Origin of the sequence: Embleya sp. NPDC020630 (assembly GCF_044334985.1) — a bacterium.
GTDB lineage: Bacteria > Actinomycetota > Actinomycetes > Streptomycetales > Streptomycetaceae > Embleya.
This window is the reverse complement of the sequence record NZ_JBIRUB010000008.1, coordinates 425934-447879: the sequence shown is the minus strand read 5'-3', so window position 1 is coordinate 447879 and position 21946 is coordinate 425934. Positions and strand designations below refer to the sequence as shown.

At 72.6% G+C, this 21946-nt stretch carries 21 protein-coding genes; 5 read left to right on the top strand and 16 right to left on the bottom strand.

The features are described 5' to 3' along the window. Positions 1–117: 117 nt before the first annotated feature. On the bottom strand, positions 118–285 hold the full coding sequence (locus ACH4XV_RS28065) for a DUF3117 domain-containing protein (protein WP_078976897.1): 168 nt from the start codon (positions 283–285) through the stop codon (positions 118–120). 282 nt (positions 286–567) lie between these two features. On the opposite strand from ACH4XV_RS28065, the gene ACH4XV_RS28060 reads away from it, so the two are divergent. Further along, positions 568–1365, top strand: coding sequence for an enoyl-CoA hydratase/isomerase family protein (locus tag ACH4XV_RS28060; RefSeq protein ID WP_395794426.1), 798 nt, complete (start codon positions 568–570; stop codon positions 1363–1365). Positions 1366–1416: 51 nt separating this feature from the next. Here the strand turns inward: ACH4XV_RS28060 and ACH4XV_RS28055 are convergent, their stop codons facing one another. Together ACH4XV_RS28055 and ACH4XV_RS28050 are read right to left on the bottom strand one after the other, a co-directional pair. Then, entirely contained in the window at positions 1417–2010 is a 594-nt protein-coding gene (locus tag ACH4XV_RS28055; RefSeq protein ID WP_379999771.1) for a DNA-3-methyladenine glycosylase I, read from the bottom strand. After that, positions 2007–2714 carry a DivIVA domain-containing protein gene (locus ACH4XV_RS28050; RefSeq protein ID WP_395794424.1) on the bottom strand — a complete coding sequence of 236 codons (708 nt, stop codon included), beginning with the start codon at positions 2712–2714 and terminating at the stop codon, positions 2007–2009. Before ACH4XV_RS28050 ends, ACH4XV_RS28055 begins: the two co-directional genes overlap by 4 nt. A 203-nt stretch (positions 2715–2917) precedes the next feature. On the opposite strand from ACH4XV_RS28050, the gene folP reads away from it, so the two are divergent. Next, positions 2918–3730, top strand: a complete 813-nt coding sequence (gene folP, locus ACH4XV_RS28045; protein WP_395794468.1) for a dihydropteroate synthase — start codon at positions 2918–2920, stop codon at positions 3728–3730. A 162-nt stretch (positions 3731–3892) separates the two neighbouring features. Here the strand turns inward: folP and ACH4XV_RS28040 are convergent, their stop codons facing one another. The 5 genes from ACH4XV_RS28040 to fdxA all read right to left on the bottom strand — a co-directional run bounded on the left by ACH4XV_RS28040 (position 3893) and on the right by fdxA (position 8859). Then, positions 3893–5299, bottom strand: a complete 1407-nt coding sequence (locus tag ACH4XV_RS28040) for an alkaline phosphatase PhoX (protein WP_395794422.1) — start codon at positions 5297–5299, stop codon at positions 3893–3895. 100 nt (positions 5300–5399) lie between these two features. After that, on the bottom strand, positions 5400–6182 hold the full coding sequence (locus ACH4XV_RS28035) for a TIGR00730 family Rossman fold protein (RefSeq protein ID WP_380041134.1): 783 nt from the start codon (positions 6180–6182) through the stop codon (positions 5400–5402). 54 nt (positions 6183–6236) lie between these two features. Then, a complete protein-coding gene (gene dapE / locus ACH4XV_RS28030) occupies positions 6237–7298 on the bottom strand; it encodes a succinyl-diaminopimelate desuccinylase (protein WP_395794420.1) in 1062 nt (353 codons plus the stop codon). 64 nt (positions 7299–7362) lie between these two features. Further along, positions 7363–8445 carry a succinyldiaminopimelate transaminase gene (dapC, locus tag ACH4XV_RS28025; RefSeq protein ID WP_395794466.1) on the bottom strand — a complete coding sequence of 361 codons (1083 nt, stop codon included), beginning with the start codon at positions 8443–8445 and terminating at the stop codon, positions 7363–7365. A gap of 87 nt (positions 8446–8532) precedes the next feature. Beyond that, entirely contained in the window at positions 8533–8859 is a 327-nt protein-coding gene (gene fdxA / locus ACH4XV_RS28020; RefSeq protein WP_020556628.1) for a ferredoxin, read from the bottom strand. 180 nt (positions 8860–9039) lie between these two features. On the opposite strand from fdxA, the gene ACH4XV_RS28015 reads away from it, so the two are divergent. Both ACH4XV_RS28015 and ACH4XV_RS28010 read left to right on the top strand, forming a co-directional pair. After that, on the top strand, positions 9040–9999 hold the full coding sequence (locus ACH4XV_RS28015) for a GNAT family N-acetyltransferase (protein ID WP_395794418.1): 960 nt from the start codon (positions 9040–9042) through the stop codon (positions 9997–9999). After that, a complete protein-coding gene (locus ACH4XV_RS28010; RefSeq protein ID WP_395794416.1) occupies positions 9996–10835 on the top strand; it encodes a SirB1 family protein in 840 nt (279 codons plus the stop codon). Before ACH4XV_RS28015 ends, ACH4XV_RS28010 begins: the two co-directional genes overlap by 4 nt. A 234-nt stretch (positions 10836–11069) precedes the next feature. On the opposite strand, the gene ACH4XV_RS28005 is transcribed toward ACH4XV_RS28010, so the two are convergent. The 5 genes from ACH4XV_RS28005 to ACH4XV_RS27985 all read right to left on the bottom strand — a co-directional run bounded on the left by ACH4XV_RS28005 (position 11070) and on the right by ACH4XV_RS27985 (position 16459). Next, the gene (locus tag ACH4XV_RS28005; RefSeq protein WP_395794414.1) at positions 11070–12662 is read right to left on the bottom strand and encodes a cellulose binding domain-containing protein; all 1593 of its coding nucleotides are present in this window, start codon (positions 12660–12662) and stop codon (positions 11070–11072) included. A gap of 210 nt (positions 12663–12872) precedes the next feature. Then, positions 12873–13478, bottom strand: a complete 606-nt coding sequence (locus ACH4XV_RS28000; RefSeq protein ID WP_395794412.1) for a response regulator — start codon at positions 13476–13478, stop codon at positions 12873–12875. Positions 13479–13488: 10 nt separating this feature from the next. Then, the gene (locus tag ACH4XV_RS27995; protein ID WP_395794410.1) at positions 13489–14712 is read right to left on the bottom strand and encodes a sensor histidine kinase; all 1224 of its coding nucleotides are present in this window, start codon (positions 14710–14712) and stop codon (positions 13489–13491) included. Positions 14713–14783: 71 nt separating this feature from the next. Beyond that, positions 14784–15500 carry an ABC transporter permease gene (locus tag ACH4XV_RS27990; RefSeq protein WP_379999750.1) on the bottom strand — a complete coding sequence of 239 codons (717 nt, stop codon included), beginning with the start codon at positions 15498–15500 and terminating at the stop codon, positions 14784–14786. Between the two features lie 8 nt (positions 15501–15508). Further along, the gene (locus ACH4XV_RS27985; RefSeq protein ID WP_395794408.1) at positions 15509–16459 is read right to left on the bottom strand and encodes an ABC transporter ATP-binding protein; all 951 of its coding nucleotides are present in this window, start codon (positions 16457–16459) and stop codon (positions 15509–15511) included. A 126-nt stretch (positions 16460–16585) separates the two neighbouring features. On the opposite strand from ACH4XV_RS27985, the gene ACH4XV_RS27980 reads away from it, so the two are divergent. Next, the gene (locus tag ACH4XV_RS27980) at positions 16586–17305 is read left to right on the top strand and encodes a hypothetical protein (RefSeq protein ID WP_395794406.1); all 720 of its coding nucleotides are present in this window, start codon (positions 16586–16588) and stop codon (positions 17303–17305) included. A gap of 118 nt (positions 17306–17423) precedes the next feature. Here the strand turns inward: ACH4XV_RS27980 and ACH4XV_RS27975 are convergent, their stop codons facing one another. The 3 genes from ACH4XV_RS27975 to mshB all read right to left on the bottom strand — a co-directional run bounded on the left by ACH4XV_RS27975 (position 17424) and on the right by mshB (position 21940). Then, complete coding sequence (locus ACH4XV_RS27975) at positions 17424–20279, bottom strand: VanW family protein (protein WP_395794404.1); 2856 nt, start codon at positions 20277–20279, stop codon at positions 17424–17426. Between the two features lie 355 nt (positions 20280–20634). Beyond that, a complete protein-coding gene (locus tag ACH4XV_RS27970; RefSeq protein ID WP_395794402.1) occupies positions 20635–21027 on the bottom strand; it encodes a DUF6113 family protein in 393 nt (130 codons plus the stop codon). 10 nt (positions 21028–21037) lie between these two features. Then, positions 21038–21940: an N-acetyl-1-D-myo-inositol-2-amino-2-deoxy-alpha-D-glucopyranoside deacetylase gene (mshB, locus tag ACH4XV_RS27965; protein ID WP_395794400.1), complete on the bottom strand. Its 903-nt coding sequence runs from the start codon at positions 21938–21940 to the stop codon at positions 21038–21040. Positions 21941–21946: the final 6 nt, after the last annotated feature.

The following is a 21946-nucleotide window of genomic DNA, read 5'->3' as shown; positions in this document are numbered from 1 at the left end:
TGGCCGGCATACGACCCGGCCGGACACATGCCGACGGCCCCGGTACGAACATGAGTCTCCATGTCCGTGCCGGGGCCGTCGCATCACGACTTTCGTCGGGGGCGTCGCCCCAGGGGGTCAGCCCACGGCGTTCTTCAGCGCCTCGCTCAGGGCGCCGGCCTCATCGGCCGACAGCTCGACCACGAGCCGTCCACCGCCCTCAAGCGGAACGCGCATGACGATGCCCCGCCCTTCCTTGGTCACCTCGAGCGGGCCGTCGCCCGTCCGCGGCTTCATGGCCGCCATGCTCGTTCCCCTTCCTGCATATCGACGCACCGGTGCTCAAACCGGCCACCGGTCTTCGAGAGCATTGATCAGGGACCATTATCCCGCATCGAACGGTGGGGTGAGCAACATCGGGTCCCGTCGACCTCCCCAACCCCGTCCGTACGGCGCGGAATGGGATGGTCCGTCCCGGCTCGGAAATGCGGCTGACGGTCCGTCAGGGGCGGGACGGGGGCCGGATCCGGCTTCCGGCATGCTGTGCACATCCCACCTGCGGCGATGTATGTGATGTGGAGGCAAGTCATGACCGACAAGGCCGAGATTGTGCGGTACGACCTCGCCGACGGAGTCGCGACCGTCACGCTGAACCGGCCCGAGGCGATGAACTCGCTCGACGAGCCGACCAAGATCGCGTTGCGCGACGCGGTCCTGCGCGCCGCCGAGGATCCGGCCGTCCGGGCGGTGCTGCTGACCGGAAGCGGTCGGGCGTTTTGCGCCGGCCAGGACCTGAAGGCGCACATCCGACAGCTGGAGACCGGCCCCGACGCCACCTTCGCGACCGTGCGTGAGCACTACAACCCGCTCGTGACGGCGCTGGCGACGATGGCAAAGCCGGTGATCGCGGCGGTCAACGGGGTCGCCGCCGGGGCCGGCGCGGCGATCGCCTGGGCCTGCGACTTCCGGATCATGGCGGACACGGCCGGCTTCAACACCGCCTTCGCGGGGGTCGCGCTGACCGCCGACTCCGGCGCGTCCTGGACGCTGCCGCGCCTGGTCGGCCAGGCGCGGGCGACCGAGCTGCTGATGCTGCCCCGCACGATCAAGGCCGCCGAGGCGCTGGAGCTGGGCCTGGCCCATCGGGTGGTCCCGGCCGAGGAGGTCCTCGACACCGCCCGCGACCTGGCCCACCGCCTGGCCGAGGGCCCGACCGTGGCCCTGGCCGCCCTCAAGGAATCGGTCGCCTACGGCGCCTCCCACTCCCTGATCGACACCCTGGCCAAGGAGGACGAACTGCAACTGCGAGCGGGCTCCTCCGAGGACCACCGGATCGCGGTGGCCGCCTTCGTCGCCAAGGAGAAGCCCACCTTCCTCGGTCGCTGATCCCCACCACCCGGCAGGGCCCACGCGGCCCGCCGGGGTGGGCGGGGCGGGTCAGCGGGAGATGCAGGTCCTGAGGTGGTCGTTGACCAGGCCGCAGGCCTGCATCATCGCGTAGGCCGTGGTCGGGCCGACGAAGCGGAAACCCTTCCGCTTGAGTTCCTTGGCCAGGGCGGTGGACTCGTCGGTGACCGCCGGGACGTCCGAGAGGGCCTCGGGAGCCTTCCGGCGACCGGAAGGTGCGAAGGACCACACGAGGGCGTCCAGGCCGCCCTGGAGGGCCTGTGCCGCGTGTGCGTTGGCGATCGCGGCGTCGATCTTGGCCCGATTGCGGATGATGCCCTCGTCGGCGAGCAGCCGCGCGCGGTCCGTGTCGTCGAAGGCCGCCACCCGCGCGATGGAGAAGTCGGCGAAGGCGGCCCGGAAACCCTCGCGCCGACGCAGGATGGTCAACCACGACAGACCGGACTGGAACGCCTCCAGGCACAGCCGCTCGAACAGCCGGTCGTCACCGTGCACCGCGACGCCCCATTCGGTGTCGTGGTACTCCCGGTAGTCCTCGGGGCCGGTTGCGCCCCACGGGCAGCGCAGCAGTCCGTCCGGCCCCGGGACCGGACCACCGACGACGGGGGCGGTGGCGGCGGTCATGACTTCGGGTCGCCCTTCGCCTCGTCGACCTTGTTCGCTTCATCGCTTTTGTTCGCTTCGTCGCCCTTGCTCGCGTCGTCGCCCTTCGGCACGTCCTCGGCCTCGTCCTTCGCTTCGACCTTCGCCTCGTCCACAGCGGCCTCGGGCGCCGCCTCCTCGGCCGACGCGTCCACGTTCGTCTGCGGCGTCTCGTCCGCCTTCGACTCCGGTGTCTCGTCCGCGTCGGCGGCCGGTTCGACCGCCGCTTCGGCGGCCTCGGTGGCGGCCGGCGTCGAGCCCGCGGCCTCGGCCCGCTCCGGCTTCTCCAGTGACAGCGTGGTCCCCGAGCCGCGCGGCGACGGGGCGTGCCCGCTCGCGCCGAACGCGCTCGCCCCGGCGGCGGCCACGCCCGGCATCGCCGACGCGACGCCGACCGGCGTGGTGCCGGCGATCCGGTACTCCAGCTCCAGGATGCGCGCGTCGCGCGCCGCGAGTTCGCCGGTGAGCCGGTCCAGGACCAGGTCCACCTCGCTCATCCGGTAGCCCCGGAAGACCACCGGGAAGCGGATCCGGTCGACGTCGGCGCTCGTGAGCGGGCGGTCGCCGGGCATCCGCAGCTCGGGCTGTTCGCGGTAGGCGTCGGGAAGGGAGCCACCCGCCCCGAGCACGACCGCGGCGATGACGAGGACCACCCCGATCACCACGACAAGCTGGATCCAGAACACGGACGGCTCCCCTTCGACGGTGGTGCAGGCGCTGGAACGGTGTCGGCTCCGGGCCGTTTCGGGAAGCCCCCGGCTCGTCGCACGGGACGATCGTGCCACGATCAGGGGGTCAGGTGGCACGTGCAGGGTGTTGGGCGGAGGTCGACGGGGTGACGACACTGAGGCTGGGACGACGGGAGTTCGAGGGGGACGAGTTGGTGATCATGGCGATCATCAACCGGACACCGGACTCGTTTTTCGACAAGGGCGCGACGTTCGATGACCGACCGGCCCTGGACGCGGTCGCCCGCGCGATCGACGAGGGCGCGGGAATCGTGGACATCGGGGGCGTGAAGGCCGGCCCGGGGGCCGAGGTGGACGTCACGGAGGAGATCCGCCGGACGGTGTCCTTCGTGGCCGAGGTGCGCCGCCGCCACCCCGACGTGGTGATCAGCGTGGACACGTGGCGCCACGAGGTCGCCGAGGCGGTCTGCGACGCGGGCGCCGACCTGCTCAACGACGCGTGGGGCGGGGTGGATCCCAAGCTGGCCGAGGTGGCCGCGAAGTACGACGCGGGCATCGTGTGCACGCACGCCGGCCGGGCGCAGCCGCGCACCCGGCCGCACCGGATCGGCTACGTCGACGTGATGGCCGACATCCTGGACGTCACGGTGGGCCTGGCCGAGCGCGCCGCGCGGCTCGGCGTGCGTCGGGACGCGATCCTGATCGACCCGGGGCACGACTTCGGCAAGAACACCCGGCACTCGTTGGAGGCCACCCGCCGGCTCGGCGAGATGGTCGACACCGGGTGGCCGGTCCTGGTCTCGCTGTCCAACAAGGACTTCGTCGGCGAGACGCTGGACAAGCCGGTGAACGAGCGGCTGCTCGGCACCCTGGCCACCACCGCGGTCAGCGCGTGGCTCGGGGCCCGGGTGTACCGCGCGCACCAGGTGGCGGAGACCCGCGAGGTGCTCGACATGGTGTCCTCGATCCACGGCACCCGGCAGCCCGCCGTGGCCCGTCGCGCCCTGGCCTGACGGACCCGGGGCGGGTCTTCGAGCCCCCGATCGAGGACCCGCCCCCAGCGCGTGTCTTCAGGCCCCCGGAGAACGCCTTTCGGCGCCCGCCCCCACCGCGAAGGTGGGCGCGGACGCCGAAAAGTGGGCTTCAACGACGGCGACGGCCGCCGACTCGGTGCCTCAGCAGCGCTTCCAGGGGCCCTGGATGGCGAACATGGTGCCCGGGGTCTGCACGTTCGCGAACAGCGTGCGGCCGTCCTCGGAGAAGACCGGGCCGGTGAACTCGCTGTCGCCGTCCACGTCGTTGCGGGCGACCGGGTAGGTCTTGCCGTCGTCGGTCGCGCCGAGCAGGTGCTGCACGCCCTCGCCGTCCTCGGCGATGATCACGCCGCCGTGCGGCGACACGCTGATGTTGTCCGGGCCGTCGAACGGACCGTCCACGTCCGGCGTGGTGTTGACGCCGAAGCGCAGCTTCAGGGTCAGCCGCTCGCGGCGCGGGTCGTAGAACCAGATCTGCCCGTCGTGCGGGGTGCCCGGGCTCTCCTTGCGGGCGAAGCTGGTGACCACGTACGCGCCGCCGTCGCCCCACCAGATGCCCTCGATCTTGCGACCGCGGGTGATGTCGGTGTTCTGGAACTGCTTGCGGATCGACGTGGTGCGCGCGTCGCGCTCCGGCACGGCCACCCAGTTCACCGCGTAGGTGGTGCCCACCTCGGTCGCCCGGGAGAGGTCGTCCACGTGCTTGCCGCTCGCGTCCACGCAGCGCATCGCCGCGAGGATGCCCGCGTCGTCGGCCAGCTTGCGCAGCCGGCCGCGCCCGCCGTCCCAGTGGCGCGGCGGCTCCCAGCGGTAGAGCAGTCCGTTCGGGTTGCTCGCGTCCTCGGTCAGGTACAGGTGGCCGCGGCGCGGGTCCACCGCGACCGCCTCGTGGGCGAACCGGCCGAGCGCCTTGATCGGCTTCGGGTCGCGGTTGGCGCGGCGGTCGTACGGGTCGACCTCGAAGACGTAGCCGTGGTCCTTGGTGGCGGTGCCCTGACCGGCCAGCTGCTCGGTCTCCTCGCAGGTCAGCCAGGTGTCCCAGGGGGTCACCCCGCCCGCGCAGTTGGTCGCGGTGCCGGCCACGCCGACGTACTCGCGGATGCGCCTGCCGTAACGGTTCACCTCGACCACGGTGCAGCCACCGGGCAGGCCCTCGTCGTAGACCAGGCCCGCGAGGTGCGGCACCGGCAGCGGGGTGTCCTTGAACGAACCGCCGAGCTCGTGGTTGTTCACCAGGACGGTGCCGCCGCCGCGCAGCTTGAACGCCCCGGTGCCGTCGTGGTTGCTCGGGGTGGACTCGCCCGACTCCAGCTTGGTGACACCGGCCTCGGTGACTATCTGATACGAGAAACCCTTGGGCAGCGCCAGGCGCCCGGCGGGGTCGTCCACCAGCGGGCCATAGCCGACCCGGGCCGGCGGGCGCCGGTCGCCGGAGCGGGACGAGGCCGAGGCGTTCGGCGCCAGCAGCATGCCGGTGCTGCCGATGAGGGCGACACCGGCACCGGTGGTGGCGGTGCGACCGAGGAAACCCCTACGGGACAGCGACATCTGGTTTTCTCCTGTGACAGGCGGGGAGATATCGGGACGCCCCTACGCTTTCGCCCGTCGGTGTCGTCCGAGTGAACACGACGGGGCCCCCGCATGCCCGTCAGGTGGCAATCGACCCGCCGGCGGCGCGTCCTTCGGCGGCGGCCTTGTCCGCGCGTGCCTCGGCCTCCAGTTTCGAGCACTCCAGATCGGCGTCGCGGATGATCCGCACCGCCTCGTCCACGTCGTCGGTGATCCGGATCAGGTCCAGGTCGGCCGGCGACGCCTTGCCCTGGGCGATCACCACGTCGCGCACCCAGTCGACCAGTCCGGTCCAGTAGTCGCGGCCGATCAGCACCACCGGGAAGTGTGTGACCTTGCCGGTCTGCACCAGGGTGAGCGCCTCGAACAACTCGTCCAGCGTGCCGATCCCGCCGGGCAGCACGATGAAGCCCTGCGCGTACTTGACGAACATCGTCTTGCGCGCGAAGAAGTAGCGGAACGTGATGCCGCGGTCCACGTACGGGTTCAGCCCGGACTCGAACGGCAGTTTGATGCCGACGCCCACCGACTGCCCGCCGGCGTCCCGGGCGCCCTTGTTGGCCGCCTCCATCGCGCCGGGGCCGCCACCGGTGATCACCGCGTAGCCGGCCTCCGCCAGGGCCCGCCCGACACGTTCGCCGATGCGGTACTCGGCCGAGCCCGGTTTGGTCCGGGCCGAGCCGAACACGCTGACCGCGCGGCCGAGGTCGGCGAGCATGCCGAACCCGTCCACGAACTCGGTCTGGATCCGCAGTACCCGCCACGCCTCGGTGCCGAGGTGCCCCATACCGGGATGTTGTTCCTCCACCTCGCTGGGCGAGGCGAACTCGGGTGGCTCCTCCGGAGCGAATCGCGCGTCCATCCGGCCACCCTGTCACGCCGAGCCGGGGCCCGATCGCATTTCCGCGTGCCCGGGTCAGCCGAGCCAGCGCCGCAGCCGCTCCTCGCTGTCCCCGATCAGCGCGATCTCCACGTGCTCGTCCCGCTTGTGCGCCAGGTTGGGGTCGCCCGGCCCGTAGTTCACCGCCGGGATGCCGAGCGCGGAGAAGCGCGCGACGTCGGTCCAGCCGAACTTGGCCCGCGGCGGGGTCCCGATCGCCGCCACGAACGCCGCCGCGGCGGGGCGGTCCAGGCCGGGCAGGGCGCCCGCGGCCTCGTCGGTGAGCACCACGTCGAACCCGGCGAACACGTCGCACACGTGCGCCAGCGCCTGCTCGACACTGCGATTGGGCGCGAAGCGGAAGTTGACCGTCACCGCGCAGGCGTCCGGGATCACGTTGCCCGCGACGCCGCCCTCGATCTTCACCGCGTTCAGTCCCTCGCGGTATTCGAGGCCGTCGATCTCCACCCGCGCGCCCTCGTACGCCTGCAACCGGGCCAGGATCGGCGCCGCCGCGTGGATCGCGTTGTCGCCCAGCCACGAGCGGGCCGAGTGGGCGCGGGTGCCGGTGGTGGTCACCTTGACCCGCAACGTGCCCTGGCAACCGCCCTCGACCGCGCCGCCGGTGGGCTCCATCAGCACCGCGAAGTCGGCGACCAGCCATTCGGGGTGGTTGTTCGCCAGCCGCAGCAGCCCGTTGCGGGCGGCCTCGACCTCCTCGCAGTCGTAGAACACGTAGGTCACGTCGCGATTGGGCTCGGGCAGGTGCGCGGCGAGCCGCAGCTGCACCGCGACGCCGCTCTTCATGTCGGAGGTGCCGCACCCGTACATCAGCGGACCCTCGATCCGGGACGGCAGGTTGTCCGCGATCGGCACGGTGTCCAGGTGACCCGCGATCAGGATGCGCTCGGCGCGCCCGAGTTCGGTGCGGGCGACGACCGAGTCGCCGTCCCGGTACACGGTCAGGTGCGGGAAGGCCCGCAGCGCCTCCTCCACCGCGTCGGCGAGCACCCGCTCGTCACCGCTGACCGACGGGATGTCGACGAGTTGCGCGGTGAGCGATGCCGCGTCCTGGGACAGATCGAGCTTCACGGTCATGCCGAGCAGCCTATCCCCGTCCCCGAACGCGGCCCTCGACCCGACGCCGGGCCCGCGAACGCGCTCAGACCTCGTGCAGCCGCTTCACGCCCGCCGCGACGCGCTCGTCGGTCGCGGTGAACGCGAGCCGCACGTGCCGATCGCCCAGCGGCCCGTAGAAGTCGCCCGGCGCGACCAGGATGCCGCGCTCGGCGAACCAGGCCACGGTGTCCCAGCAGTCCTCGTCGCGCGTGGCCCACAGGTACAGGCTCGCCTGCGAGTGCTCGATCCGGAAGCCCGCCGACTCCAGGGCGCCGCGCAGCGCCGCGCGCCGGGCCGCGTAGCGCGCCTTCTGCTCGGCCACGTGCGCGTCGTCGGCGAAGGCGACGGTCATCGCCGCCTGTACCGGGCCGGACACGATGTGCCCCGAGTGTTTGCGCACCGCGAGCAGTTCGCGGATCACCGCGGGGTCGCCCGTGACGAACCCGGCGCGGTAGCCGGCCAGGTTGCTGCGCTTGGACAACGAGTGCACCGCGAGCAGACCCCGGTGCGAGTCGCCGCAGACGTCGGGGTGAAGCACGGACACCGCCTGGGTGTCCCAGCACAGCTCGATGTAGCACTCGTCGGAGACGACCAGCACGTCGTGCTCGCGGGCCCACGCCACGATCGCGCGGGTCTCCTCGAGCGTGCGCACCGCGCCGTGCGGGTTGCCCGGCGAGTTCAGCCAGATCATCCGCACCCCGGCGGGATCGGGCAGCGTGCCGTCCACCACCGGCAGCGGGGTGGCCCCGGCCAACCGTGCGCCCACGTCGTAGGTGGGGTAGGCCAGCGCCGGGTGAGCGACGATGTCGCCCGGGCCGAGCCCGAGCTGGTTGGGCAGTGCCGCGACCAGTTCCTTCGTACCCATCACCGGGAGCACGGCGTCCGCGTTCGCCCCGGCGACGCCGAGCCGTCGGCGCAACCACCCGGCGATCGACTCGCGCAGATCCGGCTTGCCGAACACGGTCGGGTAGCCCGGCGCGTCGGCGGCGGCGCACAGCGCGGCGCGGATCAGCTCCGGCGTGGGGTCGACGGGGGTGCCCACCGACAGGTCGACCACGCCGTCGGGATGGGCCCGCGCGCTCGCGCCGAAAGGCTCGAGCCGGTCCCAGGGGAAGACGGGGAGCAGGTCGGTGACGCGACGTGCTTCCCGGCCCCGCGCGTCGGCGGGGTCGGGAAGCGGCCGCGCACCGTTGTGCGAAGCGGTCACGACGCTCTACTCGCCGGTCGCCTGCGGCGGCAACGCGGCGATGAGCGGGTGGTCCTTGGCGATCAGACCCATCTTCGAGGCGCCGCCCGGGGAGCCGAGGTCGTCGAAGAACTCCACGTTCGCCTTGTAGTAGTCCTTCCACTGCTCCGGGGTGTCGTCCTCGTAGAAAATCGCCTCGACCGGGCAGACCGGCTCGCAGGCTCCACAGTCGACGCATTCGTCGGGGTGGATGTACAGCGCACGCTCACCCTCGTAGATGCAGTCGACGGGGCACTCCTCGATGCATGCCTTGTCCTTCAGGTCGACGCAGGGCTGCGCGATGACGTAGGTCACGTCGGGTTCCTCCTCATGCGGGCGGTACAGGGTGCGCGGGAGCGCGGCAACGTCGGTGCCCGCAACTAGTATCGCGGTGGGCCGGGGCCTACTCCTAGCAGGTGGCCCTTACCTGTGGGCCGGGAACATGTCAGCAGACGTGGGCGGACGAGGTCAGCACGGATCGGGGATGCCGGACAGGTGAAGAGGATCACACCGCGGGATGTGGGCAGACGCGTGTCGGTGCGCCGCGAACTGCCGCCCGAGGACGCCGAGGCGAGCTATTCCGACGTCGTGGGCGATCTCGTGGACTGGCGCGACGGTGTGCTGACAATCACCCGCAGGGACGGCAGTATCGCCCGGGTGGCGGAAGCGAGCATCGTCGCCGCCAAGGTCGTCCCGCCACCCGTACGGCGGCTCACCCCGGCCCGCCTGCAGGACGTGGCCAGTCGGTCCTGGCCCGCCCCCGAGGTCGCCGCCTTCGGCGAGTGGCTGCTGCGCGCGGCCGGCGGATTCACCCGGCGGGCCAATTCGGTGCTGGTCCTGGGCGAGCCCGACATGCCCTTCCCGGAGGCACTCGATCGAGTGAATGCCTGGTATTCGGCGCGCGACCTGCCGACGCTGTTCCAGGTCGCGCACGAGGACCCGTTCGACCGTTTCCTCGACGCCGCCGGGTGGCCGGCCGAGGGTGACGCGCTGATGCGTACCGGGCGCCTGGTGCGCGCGGCCGACGTGCTGCGCGACGTGGACGCGGGCCGGGTCGAGATCGGGACCACCCTGACCGACGGGTGGGTGTCGCTCTACCACCGGGTCGCGCAACACGCCGGCGGCGCCGAGCGGCACGTGCTCCAGGGGCCGCCGGGGACGCTGTTCGCGACCGTGTCCGACCCGGAGTCGGGCCGGCCGGTCGCCATCGGCCGGGTGTGCGTGCTCGGCCGCTACGCGGGCTTCGCCGGCCTGGAGGTGGACCCGGCGCACCGCAGACGCGGCCACGCGCGGGCGATCGTGAAGGCGCTGACCGACCGGGCGCTCGCAGGTGGCGCGGTCACCGGCTGGCTCCAGGTGGAGTCGGACAACCGGGCGGCGCGCGAGCTCTACGACGCGCTCGGCTACACCGACCACCACGGCTACCACTACCGCCGCTCCCCGGCCGCCACGTGAGCGCTCCCGGGAATCCACGCGACCGGTTCGCGGCGGTCGTGCGGGCCGACGAGGTGGATCTGGCCGAGGCCGCGCTGCTGATGGGCGTCGAGGTCGATCCGGCGTTCGATCCGGCCGTGGGGATCGCCGAGTTGGAGCGGCTCGCGGCGGCGGTGCGGGCCGAGGCGGGGCCCGGCTTCGACCCGCCGGGGGCCGCCGCGGCGCTGGCGCGGGTGCTCGGCGGAAGGGCCCGGTTCCTCGGGCAGCAGTCCGACTACGCCGACCTGCGCTCGTCGCTGCTGCACGAGGTGCTGCGCCGCCGGCGCGGGTTGCCGATCCTGCTGTCGGTGGTGTGGATCGACGTCGGCCGCCGGGCCGGGCTGCCGGTGTACGGCGTCGCGTTGCCGGGACATTTCGTGGTCGGGATCGGGGATCCCGACGGCGAGTTCGAGCTGGCCGACCCGTTCCACGGCGGGGTGCCGCTGTCGGTGTCCCGAGCCCGCCGACTGGCCGCGGAGGCGGGGGGCCGGCCCGGAGATCCGACGCTGCTGCAACCGGCGCGGCCGACCGCGATCCTGCTCCGGATGTTGAACAACATCCGCGCCTGGGCGGCACAGCCCGAGCGCGGCATCGAGGGCGCCTGGACCCGGCTGTGGGCGGTCGAGCTGTCCCTGCTGCTGCCGCGCCACCCGGCGGCGCTGCGCCACGAACGCGGCACACTCCTCGCCAGGACCGGCCAATTCGCGGCCGGCGCACGGCAGTTGGAGGAGTACGCCGAACTGGTCAAGCACATCGACCCCAAGGCCGCGGAGGGCATGCTCACCGAGGCGAAGGCGGCCCGGGCCCGGCTGAACTAGGGCATGGGCCCGTCCGGTGGGACTCCTCGCCGCGCTCGCCGCATCGAGAAAAGTCCTCGAATCGAACAACCATAAGGTTGCCGCTTGGATTCGCCGGCGCCCGGCGGCGACCAACCCGACCCGACCCGTCGAAATCAGCCACCCACACCCGGCACGCAGACCGGCCCCGAATGCCGTGCGACCGCGCCGGACCGGACCGGTGACCGGCTCCACGCCCGGGACCCGACCGCGCGCTCAGCCGCCGAGTGCGCGCAGGAACGCCTCCGGCTCCTGGGCCACCCCGCTGCACGTGGGGTCGGCGCCGGTCTCGGTCGCGGTGCCGTCGGCACACGGTCGGTCCCGCGCGGCGGACCACCACGCGACCCGGCCCAGATGGTTCTGCCGGGCGAAATCGGCGAACCGGCGCGCGTCGTCCAGGGTGAACACCTCCCCCGGCACGTCGTTGCGGCCGATCATCACCGTCACCGACACCCGCCGCCAGGCCTGTTCCTGGGTCAGGTGCGGCCACACCTCGCGGATCTGCGCCTGGAGCGCGCGCGCGGCGTCGGCGGCGAAGCGGCCCATCCGTCCCTGCGGCCGGGGCGCGACCCCGGCGCCGTAGTTCATCGCCTTGATGTTCACGTAGGACACGTCGACCTGCTGCGCGGCGGCGTCCCGCAGCAGCGCCTTGGCCTCGTCGCCCAGGCCCTGGAGCGGATGCACCGGCAGCGAGTAGCCGACGTCCACCCGCCGATCCGCCCGCCGCGCGTCCTCCTGGAGCAGCCGCAGCGCCGCGTTGCGCCGCTGCATCACATCGGGGCGGACCAGCGCCCGGCCCTCGATGTCCAGATCCATCGCATCGGTCCCGGTAACGTCCAGGACCTGCCGATAGGCGGCCACCAGTTCCTCCGGACTGCCGCAGGACACCGCGAGGTCGGTTCCGCCGGCGCCGCCGAAGGCGACCCTGATCGATCCGCCGGCCTCGCGCAGCGCGGCGATCCGGGCGGCGGTCGCGGGGTCGTCGAGGCGGGTCACCCCGCCCCACATCGGCCGGCAACCACCGCCGTCCACGACGTAGGCGAGGGTGTGGTCGCGCACGCCGGACGATCCGGCCCGAGTGGGGTCGAGCGTCATGTCCAGGTAGGGCGCGAGGTGTTCGACCGTGCCCGCGCGCGGCGTGGCGTCGGTCGGGGACGCGGTCACCGGCGGGGCCGAGGGGGACGACGTCGTCCCGCCGCCCCGGCCGGTGCCGGTCGGGGTCGGGGTGCCGGTGTGCCGGTCGAGGCCGGCGGACGGGCTCGCGGTCGGCGTCCACCCGGACGGGCCGGTCCGCTCGTCCGGCCCGGTCCCGGCCGACCCGCCGCACGGCTTGTCGTTGATCGTGCACGCGGTCGGCCCGTCGGCGCGGACCGGCTCGGTCGCGGTCGGCACGCCGACCCCGTCCCGGCGGACCTCGAAGCCGACCACGATGCTCTCGCCCGGCCGCAGCGCCCGGTTCCAGTTCTCGTTGCGCACGGTGTAGCGGCCGGCCGCCGGTTCGAGCCGGCCGTTCCATACGGTGGCGATCCGCGTGCCCGCCGGGAGGTCGAAGCGCAGGGTCCAACCCTCGACCGTGTCGGACCCGGTGTTGCGCAGCACGTACTGGCCGCTGTAGCCGCTGGGCCAGGATCCGGTGCGCACGTAGTCGGCGCTGAGCAGGTGATCGGCGTCGGACGAGTCCCCGGACAGCGCCACCACCAAGGCGGCCGGCAAGGCGGCGAGCACGGCGCTCGCGGCGGCCCAGCGGATGCGTTCCCGACGGGGACGACGGGTGCCCGGTTCGGGACCGCCTGCCCGGTGCGACCCCATGCCCATTCCTCCGACATCCTCTCCGACGACACTCGGGCCGCCGGGCACGAGGACTCTACCGGCCTTCGGGCCCCGGTCCCATCGATCGCCCGGGGCGACCGGCGGGAAAGATCCGTTGTCCCACAACGAGGGATCCCGGTCCCACATTCCGTCGGCGACCCTTACGCCACCGGGGCGACCGCGCGATCCGGACACCCGTACCGGCGCCGGTCAGAGCCAGCCGTTGTCGTGCGCGATGCGCACCGCGTCCGCCCTGTTGCGGGCGTGCGTCTTGCCGATGCACGAGGACAGGTGGTTGCGCACGGTGCCCTCGGACAGGTGCAGCAGGCTCGCGATCTCGGACACCGTCGAGCCGCCCGACGCCGCGCGCAGCACGTCGCGCTCGCGCTCGGTCAGCGGGTCGGCGCCGACCGAGAGCGCGGTGGCCGCGAGCGTGGGGTCGATCACCCGCTCGCCGCGCAACACCCGGCGTACGGCGTCGGCCAGTTGCGCGGCGGGCGCGTCCTTGACCAGGAACGCGTCCGCGCCCGCCTCCATCGCCCGGCGCAGATAGCCGGGGCGACCGAACGTGGTCAGGATGACAATTCGGCAACCGGGCAGCGCCCGGCGCAACTCGGCGGCGGCGGCCAAGCCGTCCCGTCCCGGCATCTCGATGTCGAGCAGCGCCACGTCGGCGCCGCTCGCCCGCACCGCCTCGACCACCTCGTCCCCGCGCGCGACCTGGGCGACGACGCGGATGTCCTCCTCCAGGCCGAGCAGCGCGGCCAGCGCCTCGCGCACCATGGCCTGGTCCTCGGCGAGCAGTACGTTGATCACGGCCCGAACGTTAGCGGGTCCCTTCCGGCGCTCCGGGGGCAATCCGGCGCTCGGCGGTCTTTCCGGGAAGCACCGGGACCGAAGCGGTCAACCCGAACCCGCGCCCGTGCTCCCCGCCGCCGACCTCGATGGTGCCGTGGGCCAGGGCGAATCGCTCGCGCAGCCCGGTCAGCCCGTTGCCCTCGCCACCCGTCGTGCCGCGCCCGTCGTCGCGGATGTCCAGTCGCCACATCGCGCCGGTGTCCAGGCGCACCGTGCAGCGCCGCGCGCCGCTGTGCCGCATCGTGTTGGTGACCGCCTCACGCAGCGCCCAGGCGAGCACCGCCTCCGCCTCCGGGTCCGGGCACTGCGGCCACTGCTCGGGCACCACGGTCAGCTCGATGCCCACCGCGCGCGCCGCGATCCGGGCGCCCGCCAGCTCGACCGCGAAGGTCGGCCGCCGGTAGCCGCTCACCGCCTCGCGCACGTCCACCAGCGCCTGCCGGCCGACCCGCTCGATGTCGGCGACCTGTTCGGCCGCGCGATCCACGTGCTCGGGCAGGAAGCGGCCGGCGAGTTCGCTCTTGAGGGTGATCAGCGACAACGAGTGGCCGAGCACGTCGTGCAGGTCGCGGGCCATCCGCAGGCGTTCCTCGCTGGCCGAGAGCCGGGCCACGATCTCCCGGGCCTCACGCAGTTCGACCAGGGTCTCCAGGAGTCGGCGCACCCCGATCATCACCCCGCCGGTGAGCACCGTGACGAACGCCAGGACCAGCAGGTCGTTGCCGGCCGCGCCGAGCAGCACACCGAGCCCGAGCCCGGAGACCACGCAGCCCAGGATCCCCCACATCGACCGCGGAAAGCGCAGCCCGGCCCCGACCGACACCGCGACGTAGACCATCAGGCCGAGCCAGGCGTCGTCGAAGGTCAGGATCAGCCCGACCGCGGTCGCCCACAGCAGCAGGCAGGCCCCCGACTGGGCCCGCTCGGTGTCGAGCGCCCGGCGCAGCACCGCCTCCACCCGACCGAACAGGCCGAACCAGCCGACCCCGCCGAACACCAGCGCGACGTAGCAGACCACCACCACGAGCAGCCCGATCGAGCCCACCGTCAGGCGCACCGGCCCGTACCCCCCGGTGGCCAGGTCGTGCACCACGGGGGTCAGGAAGAACAACCAGAGCAACGACCACGACATCCGGATGGCCCGCCCACGCGTCGAGTCCTGCCGTGTCGCTGTCGCGTCCGACCACCGCATGTCACGCGCTCCTTCTCGGGAACAGGTCCCACCACGCCTCGGGACCGTCCCGTCGGGCGAACGGCCCCGGATCAGGCCGCCACCTTCTGCTCGTCGCGACGGTAGCGCCAGGCGGCCAGCGCGGTGAACGCGACCAGGTACACCGCGAGCACCACCACGTCGGCGACCCGGGGCCGATGCCCGGCCAGCACCTCCCAGCCCAGTTGCCCGTAGCGATAGGTCGGCATCACGTGGCCGATGTCCTGGAGGACCTGCGGAAACCCGCTCAGCGGAACCCACATGCCACCCAGCACCGCCATGCCCAGGTAGACCAGCATGAACAGCGGCTGCGCGGAGTCGGGGGCGACCAGGTAGCCGAGCCCGATCCCGAGCACGGCGAACACGAACGAGCCGAACCACAGCGCGATCACGATCACGCCCCATTGCCACGCGTCCAGCCGCACCCCGCGCAGGAAGCCGGTGCCCAGCACGAGCACGATCGCGGGCAGGCCGACCACCGCCGCCGAGACGAGCTTGGAGATCACGTACTGCCGCCCGGTGAGCGTGGTCAGCCGCAACTGCCGGGTCCAGCCGCTCTGCCGCTCCGCCGCGATCCGCTGCACACCGGCGCTGAGCACCGCGCCGACCGCGCCGAACGAGGCCATCGACACCATCACGTACGCGGATACGTCGGTGCCGTCCACGTCTCCCGACTGGCTGCCGAAGATCAGGTACATCGCGACCGGATACGCCAGCGTGAAGAGCAGGTAGCGCCGGTTGCGCAACATCCTCAGCACTTCGAGTCTCATCAACGTCCTCATGCCGGGATGCCCTTTCCTTCCGCCTCGTCCGCCTGCTGGGTGATCGCCAGGAACGCCTGCTCCAGACCGAGACCGGCGACCTCCAGGCCGCGCGGACGCAGGCCGGCGGCGTAGATCGCGGCCACCGTCTCGTCGGCGTCGGCGCTGCGGATGCGCACGGTGTGGCCGCTCAGTTCGATGTGCGCGATGCCGGGCAGCGCGCGCAGCACGGCCTCGTCCTGCTCGACCGCCCGGTCCAGGTCGAACGCGATCCGGCGCAGCCCGGCCCGGGCCTTGATCTGCGCGGCGCTCGCGTCGGCGAGCAACCGCCCCCGGTGCAGCACGAGCACCCGGTCGGCGACGTTGTCCGCCTCCTCCAGGTAGTGCGTCGCGAACAACACGGTGCGGCCCAGTTCGGCCTGCTCGCGCATGCTGACCCAAAACCGCTGCCGGCTGTCCACGTCCATCCCGGTGGTGGGCTCGTCCAGGACGATCAGGTCCACCTCACCCGCGATCGCCATCGCGAAGCGCACCCGCTGGGCCTGGCCGCCGGAGAGCTTGTCGACGTTCTTGTCGACCAGGTCCTCGATGCCGGCGCGACGCAGCACGTCCGCACGCGGCAGCGGGCGCGGATGCAGGTCTCGGGCCAGGCCGATCATCTCGCCGACGGTCACGTCCGGCATCAGGCCACCGGTCTGCAACATCGCGCCGACCCGACCGCGCCGGATCGCGTCGCGCGGATCGCCGCCGAACAGCGCGACCGTGCCCTCGGTGGGCCGGCTCAGTCCGAGCAGCAGGTCGAGTGTGGTCGACTTGCCGGCACCGTTGGGCCCGAGCAGCGCGACGGTCTCCCCCTGGCGCAGTTCGAGGTCGAGCCCGTCCACGGCGCGCAGTTCACCGAAGCACTTGCCCACCCCGCCGAGCGCGACGGCCGGCGCGGTCGTCTGTTTCCCAGCCGTGATCGTCATGCGCCCAGCCTGGCCGACCACCCTCGGCCGGCGAAGTGGGAAACCTCCTGATCAGGGCATGACAGATGTCATGGGGTATGGCGGAGCCGCGCCGCGGACGGGCCTCCCGGCACTAGCGTGGCCGCCATGGTGCGACTGACCGACTCCCAGACCGGCAAGTCCGAACTCGTGACCACCTCGATCGGCCGGCGGGTACGGGTGGCCTACCCGAGCCGTTCGCTGCGCGCGGCGATCATCGCCGACACCTTCCGCCGGGTCGCCGGCCGGCACCACCTGACCGTGACCGTCCACCACCTGCCCTATCGCGCGCGGGTGGCGGACGCGGCGGGCTACGGCCGGTACAACATGCCGCTGCCCGCCATGGGGCAGCCGGACGGCGCGATCGACCTGTACTTCGGCGAGGACGGGGACGAGGGGCCGCGCGCCCGGGTGCACGTGCTGCATCCGGCGGCGGTGGTCGACGCCGCGCCCCGCCGACCGGTCCCGCATCCCGAGGATCCGCTCGTGATGCGGCTGATCCTGCTCTCGCTGGCCGCCGACGAGCCGCTGCGCGCGGACCACGCCGGGTATCACGGGGCGGCCGACGCGACGGCCGTCCTCGCCGAACTGCGCGCCCGGACCGCCACGTGCGCCGAGTCCCCGTCCGCGCCGATGCCGGCCGAGGCGATCGGGCCGATCCACGCCGCGCTGGACGCCGACCTGGACACCCGCGCGGCGATCCGGCTCCTGGTCGAGCTGGCCCGCGACGAGAACGTGGCGCCGGGGGCGCGCTTCGAGGCGTTGGCACACGTCGACCGGTTCCTGGCCCTCGACCTGTCGCGGGACGTGGGCCGGGCCGAGTCCTGAGGCGAGAGCGTCGCGGGACCGGGCCGACACGGCGAAGGCGGGGCCGGATCGCCTGTCTCGCGATCCGGCCCCGCCTCGTACGTCCGCCGCCTCGGCAGCCGCTAGGCCCTGTCCGGCCCTAGTCGTCCGACATCCGTACCGGCATTGCGCCCGGCGGGGGTGAGTCGGCCGTGCGGCCCTGCCCCTCGCCCTCGCCCGCGCCGCCGGTCTTGTCACACGTGATCTTGTCGGCCGGGTCGTACTTGGTGTGGAACTTCTCCCGGGCGGTTTCCTTGCCGCCCTGGATGAACACCCGGGTCACGTCGATCTTGAACCCGTCCGACGCGGCCTGCTCCACGCAGCCCGCCGACTTGTCCACCACCGACTTGGGCTTGACCACGTCGTACTTGCTGCCCGGCTCGGCCTTGATGTCGTCGTACTTGCGGGTGCCGAACAGCGTCACGGTCACCGTGGAATCGGTGTACGTGGACTCCAGGTAGACGTTCTTCCCGGAGTCGTTCTGGAACTTCAGGTCCAGCGACGGCCAGGCCACCGTGGCCTCGCGACCGGGCGGGTAGCGGTCGATCCAGAAGCTGTGCGGGCGGTGCATCACGTCCTTGAGCCCGGCGAAGAACACCGCGTTGAACGTGGTCGTGGCCACCTGCGAGACGCCGCCGCCGAAGTCGGTCTGGAAGCGCCCGTTGTTGATGATCGTGCCCTTGGCGAAGCCGTTCTCCGCGGTGCGCTCGCCGACCGTCTTGTTCAGGCTCCAGGTGTCGCCCGGCTTGATCACCGATCCGGTGATCAGATCGGCGGCCCGGTGGATGTTGGTCAACCGGTACGCGGCGTACGGGTAGTTCGTGGTGTAGGTCGACATCACCTCGGTGATGCCCAGCTTGTTCGCCGCCTCCGTGGTCAACGCCGGCTCGACCGGGCCGAGGTTGACCTTCGCGGTGCGCGCCGCGCCGGACTTGGTCAGCACGGACAACACCGCCTCGGCCGCCGTGGCGCCGGAGACGCCCTTGCCGGACACGGACGGCACGACGGTGACCTTGGCGCCGGCCGCGAGCTTGCCCTCCACCTTGAACGTGGCGTTCTTCGGCTTCTCGCCGACCGAGGAGAAGGTCTGACCCAGCTCCTCCTGGAGGCCGTTCGCGTCGATCCTGGGCTGCAACCTGCCGGCGGCGTCCGGGACCATGGTGAGGTACTTGGCCAGCGCCGGCGGGTTCAGCTTGAAGGACTTGGTACCGGCCGTCAGGGTCACCGGCCCCGACATCGCGGGCACCGCGAACTCGCGCATCGCCCGGTCCACTTCGGCCTGGGTGACCTTGGGATCGGCGGCCTTGGTCGGCAACGCGACCGGACCGCCGCCGTGCAGGAAGGCCGCCTCGACCAGCTTGATCGCGGCGGGGGTGTCCAGCACCTTGCCCTTGGCCGGCGGCACCGCGGTGGCCTGGCCGCTCGCGAACGAGATCCCGCCGTCGACCTGCGCACCGCCGGCCTCGGCGGCCAGCGCCTCCAGCGCGGCGCCCAGCTTGACCGGGTCCACCACGGTGCGCGGCTGGGTCTCCCGGGTCTTGCCGAACATCGCGGGCACCGAGGTGAGCGGGTTCATCCCACCCTTGCTCGCCTCGCTGACGGTCGCGCGCGCGTCCAGGAGCAGCCCGGACGCGGCCGGCTCCAGCCGCAGTTCCTTGCCGCCGAGGTCGAGCATTATCGGCTTGGTGGTGCGGTCGCCGAGCTTTTGTTCGAGCGTACGCACCGCCTCGTCGCGGGACTGGCCGCCGATGTTGACGCCGAGCACCGAGGTGCCGCGCGGCACCCCGCCGCCGGCGTAGGCCAGCGACGCGCCGTACACGCCGCCGAGGACCGCGATCCCCGCCGCGCACGCGATCAGCGCCTTCGGCCTGCGCCGTCGGGGCGGGGCCGGGGCCGGGCGCGCCTCCTCGGTCCGCTCCTCGGCGTCTGCCGGGTGCTCCGCGGCGGTCCCGGCCGCGTCGGTCGTGCCGTACTGCGGGAACCCGTGGTCGGCGGCGTCCTGTTCCTGCATCGTGCGGTATTCGTACGGCCCGTCCGAGTCGCCGTCCAGGGTCCACCGCGGCGCCTCCTGCGAGGGCAGCGGCGCCTGACCGCGCAGCACCACCGGCGGGATCGGCCGCGAGCCCGGGATCTTGATGCTGACCCGGGTGGTCATCGTCTGGTCGCCCGAATCACCCGCGTCGGCGGGCATTTCGGCATCCGTGCCGCCCCCGGCCGGCGGGGTCGGCGCGGGGCCTGCCTCCGGCGTGCCGAAGCCGGCGATGAGCCGACGCCGGCCCACCCGGTTCGGCAGCGCGCCGCCCTCGGGCGCCGACCGGGCCGCATCCGATGCGCCCGGATCGATCGGGTGTACGACCGGCTCCGCACCGGTGGGCACCCCGCGGCCGGCCTCGTCCGGACCCGGCCCCGACGCTCCCGCGCCGTGCTCGCCCGCGACGCCGTAGGCGGTGCTTGGCGGCAGCGGCCGTTGTTGCTCGTGCACCGGCGCCGGTCCGGGCTGTCCCGGTACATACGGCGTGGCCGGCGCCTCCTGCAACGGCACGGGTCCGGGCGCACCGGTGCCCTCGGTGGTCAGGCTCCTGGCTCCGGAGGCGCCGGGGACCCGCTGCGGCAGGCCGCCCGGTCCCGGCGGCGGCGCGGCCGGCTGCCGGGTCGGCTGCGCGACGGGCGGCACATCGTCGTCCGCGCTGGGCCACGACGAACCTCCCGGCGGCCCCGCGACGGGCGCGGGCCGGGGCGGTTCGTCGTCGAACCACGACGCGAACTCGTCGTCGTCCCCGAACGGATCGGGAGACGGATGCGGAGACGACGCGGGCGCGGCGGATCGCTCGCGGGCGGCGGGCGCCGCCGACGACGGCCGCCCGCGTCCGAAGAACGGATGCGGATCACCATCGTGATCGTCGCGGCGCGGCTGCGCGCCCGGGTCGTCGGGCGTGGGGGGCTGGTCGTTACTCACGAAGAACGAGCTCTCCGACAGCTGAAGGTTGCGTGGCGGCGCACGGCCGCCCCCGCCCGGGATCGGACGGTATCCGGGAAAGTGCGACGGCGGTGCGTTGACACCCGCCGCGTGCGGGTCGTGACACGGCCTTCGAGGGATCTGGTGCTCCCCGCCGAAGGCACGTGGGCGAACTCGGCCACCGAGGTTGCCCGGTACGACGGGCCGGAGGAGTCGGTCGCGACGACCCCACGGACAGGGCATGACACGTACCGCACCTCGACACCCACAATACTGCGCTCCTGCCACACCGTTACCCCGCACCGTCGCGTGCCTCCCGGCACGCGCCGTCGGCAAGCATGGCGGCGCAAGGGGTTCACCTTGTCCGCGTCTTCACCGATTCACCCGAAAGAAGGACGGGTTTGATGCCGCCCCAGGGGTAAGTGGCGGCGGCGACACCGAAGATGGTGCCACCCAGGAGGTAGATGTACGAGAGGACGCCGCTGACGAAGATCCAGTCGCCCTCCGGCTTCGTCCAACTCGCCAGCCACAACACGGTGAGCATCCAGGCGCCGACCGGCACCGCGGCCCCGGCCTTGGCCTTCAGCAGCGAGCCGCCGGCGACGAACAGGCCGCCGCTGCCCGCGAGCGAGACGATCAACCCGGCGGGCGGGTAGGCCGCCTGGGTGAACGCCCCGATGAAGGCGATCACCGCGCCGAGCAGGAACAGCACGACGTATGCCGCGACGCGGCCGGCTTTCTCTGGCACGAGGGCTACCTTACGGGCGCAGTCCGGCGAACAGGTCGTCCTCGCGGCCGTCCGGGCCGGTGGGCCCGAGGTCGCCGCGGACCAGTCGATAGTGCTCGACCGCCATGATGCTCTGGCCGATGTTGTTGGACAGCGCGAAGAAGCCGTCCTCCACCGAGACCTGGGTGGGATAGGCGCGCAGCGCCTCGAACTTGGCCTCCAGGTGGGCGCCCGCGTCCACCGCCGTGGTGACCTGGTCGTCGTCGACCGCGAACGGCAACTCGTCCACCTCGACCGCGGTGAACGGTACGTCCTGCCCGGCCTCGATCATGCGCTCGATGCCGGCCTTGAGGATCGACCGGGGCATCACGTTGTAGTAGATCTTCGCGATCGTCCACGACGCGCCCTCGCCCTCGGCGTGGGTCGGGTCGGCGGCCAACTCGGCCGCGCGCAGCGCCACCCGGTGGGCCTGGATGTGGTCGGGGTGGCCGTAACCGCCGCGCTCGTCGTAGGTGGCGAGCACCTGCGGCCGCACCTCGCGAATCACCGGCACCAGGTGCGCGGCGGCCTCCTCCACGTCGGCCTGCCAGAAGCAGTCGGGCCGCGCGTTGCTCGGCACACCCATCATCCCGGAGTCGCGGTAGCGGCCAGGACCGCCCAGGAACCGCTGGTCGGAAATGCCCAGCGCCTTCATCGAGTCGGCGATCTCGGTCATCCGGTGCGCCCCGAGCCCGTCCTCGCGGTCGGCCGCCAGGTGGGCCAGCTCGGGCACCAGGATCTCGCCCTCCTCGCCGAGCGTGCAGGTGACGAGCGTGACGTGCACACCCTCGGCCGCGTACCGCGCCATGGACGCGCCGTTGTTGATCACTTCGTCGTCCGGGTGGGCGTGGACGAGCAGCAGTCGCAGCGGGCTCTCGGTAGTGCGTTCGGTCATGCGCGA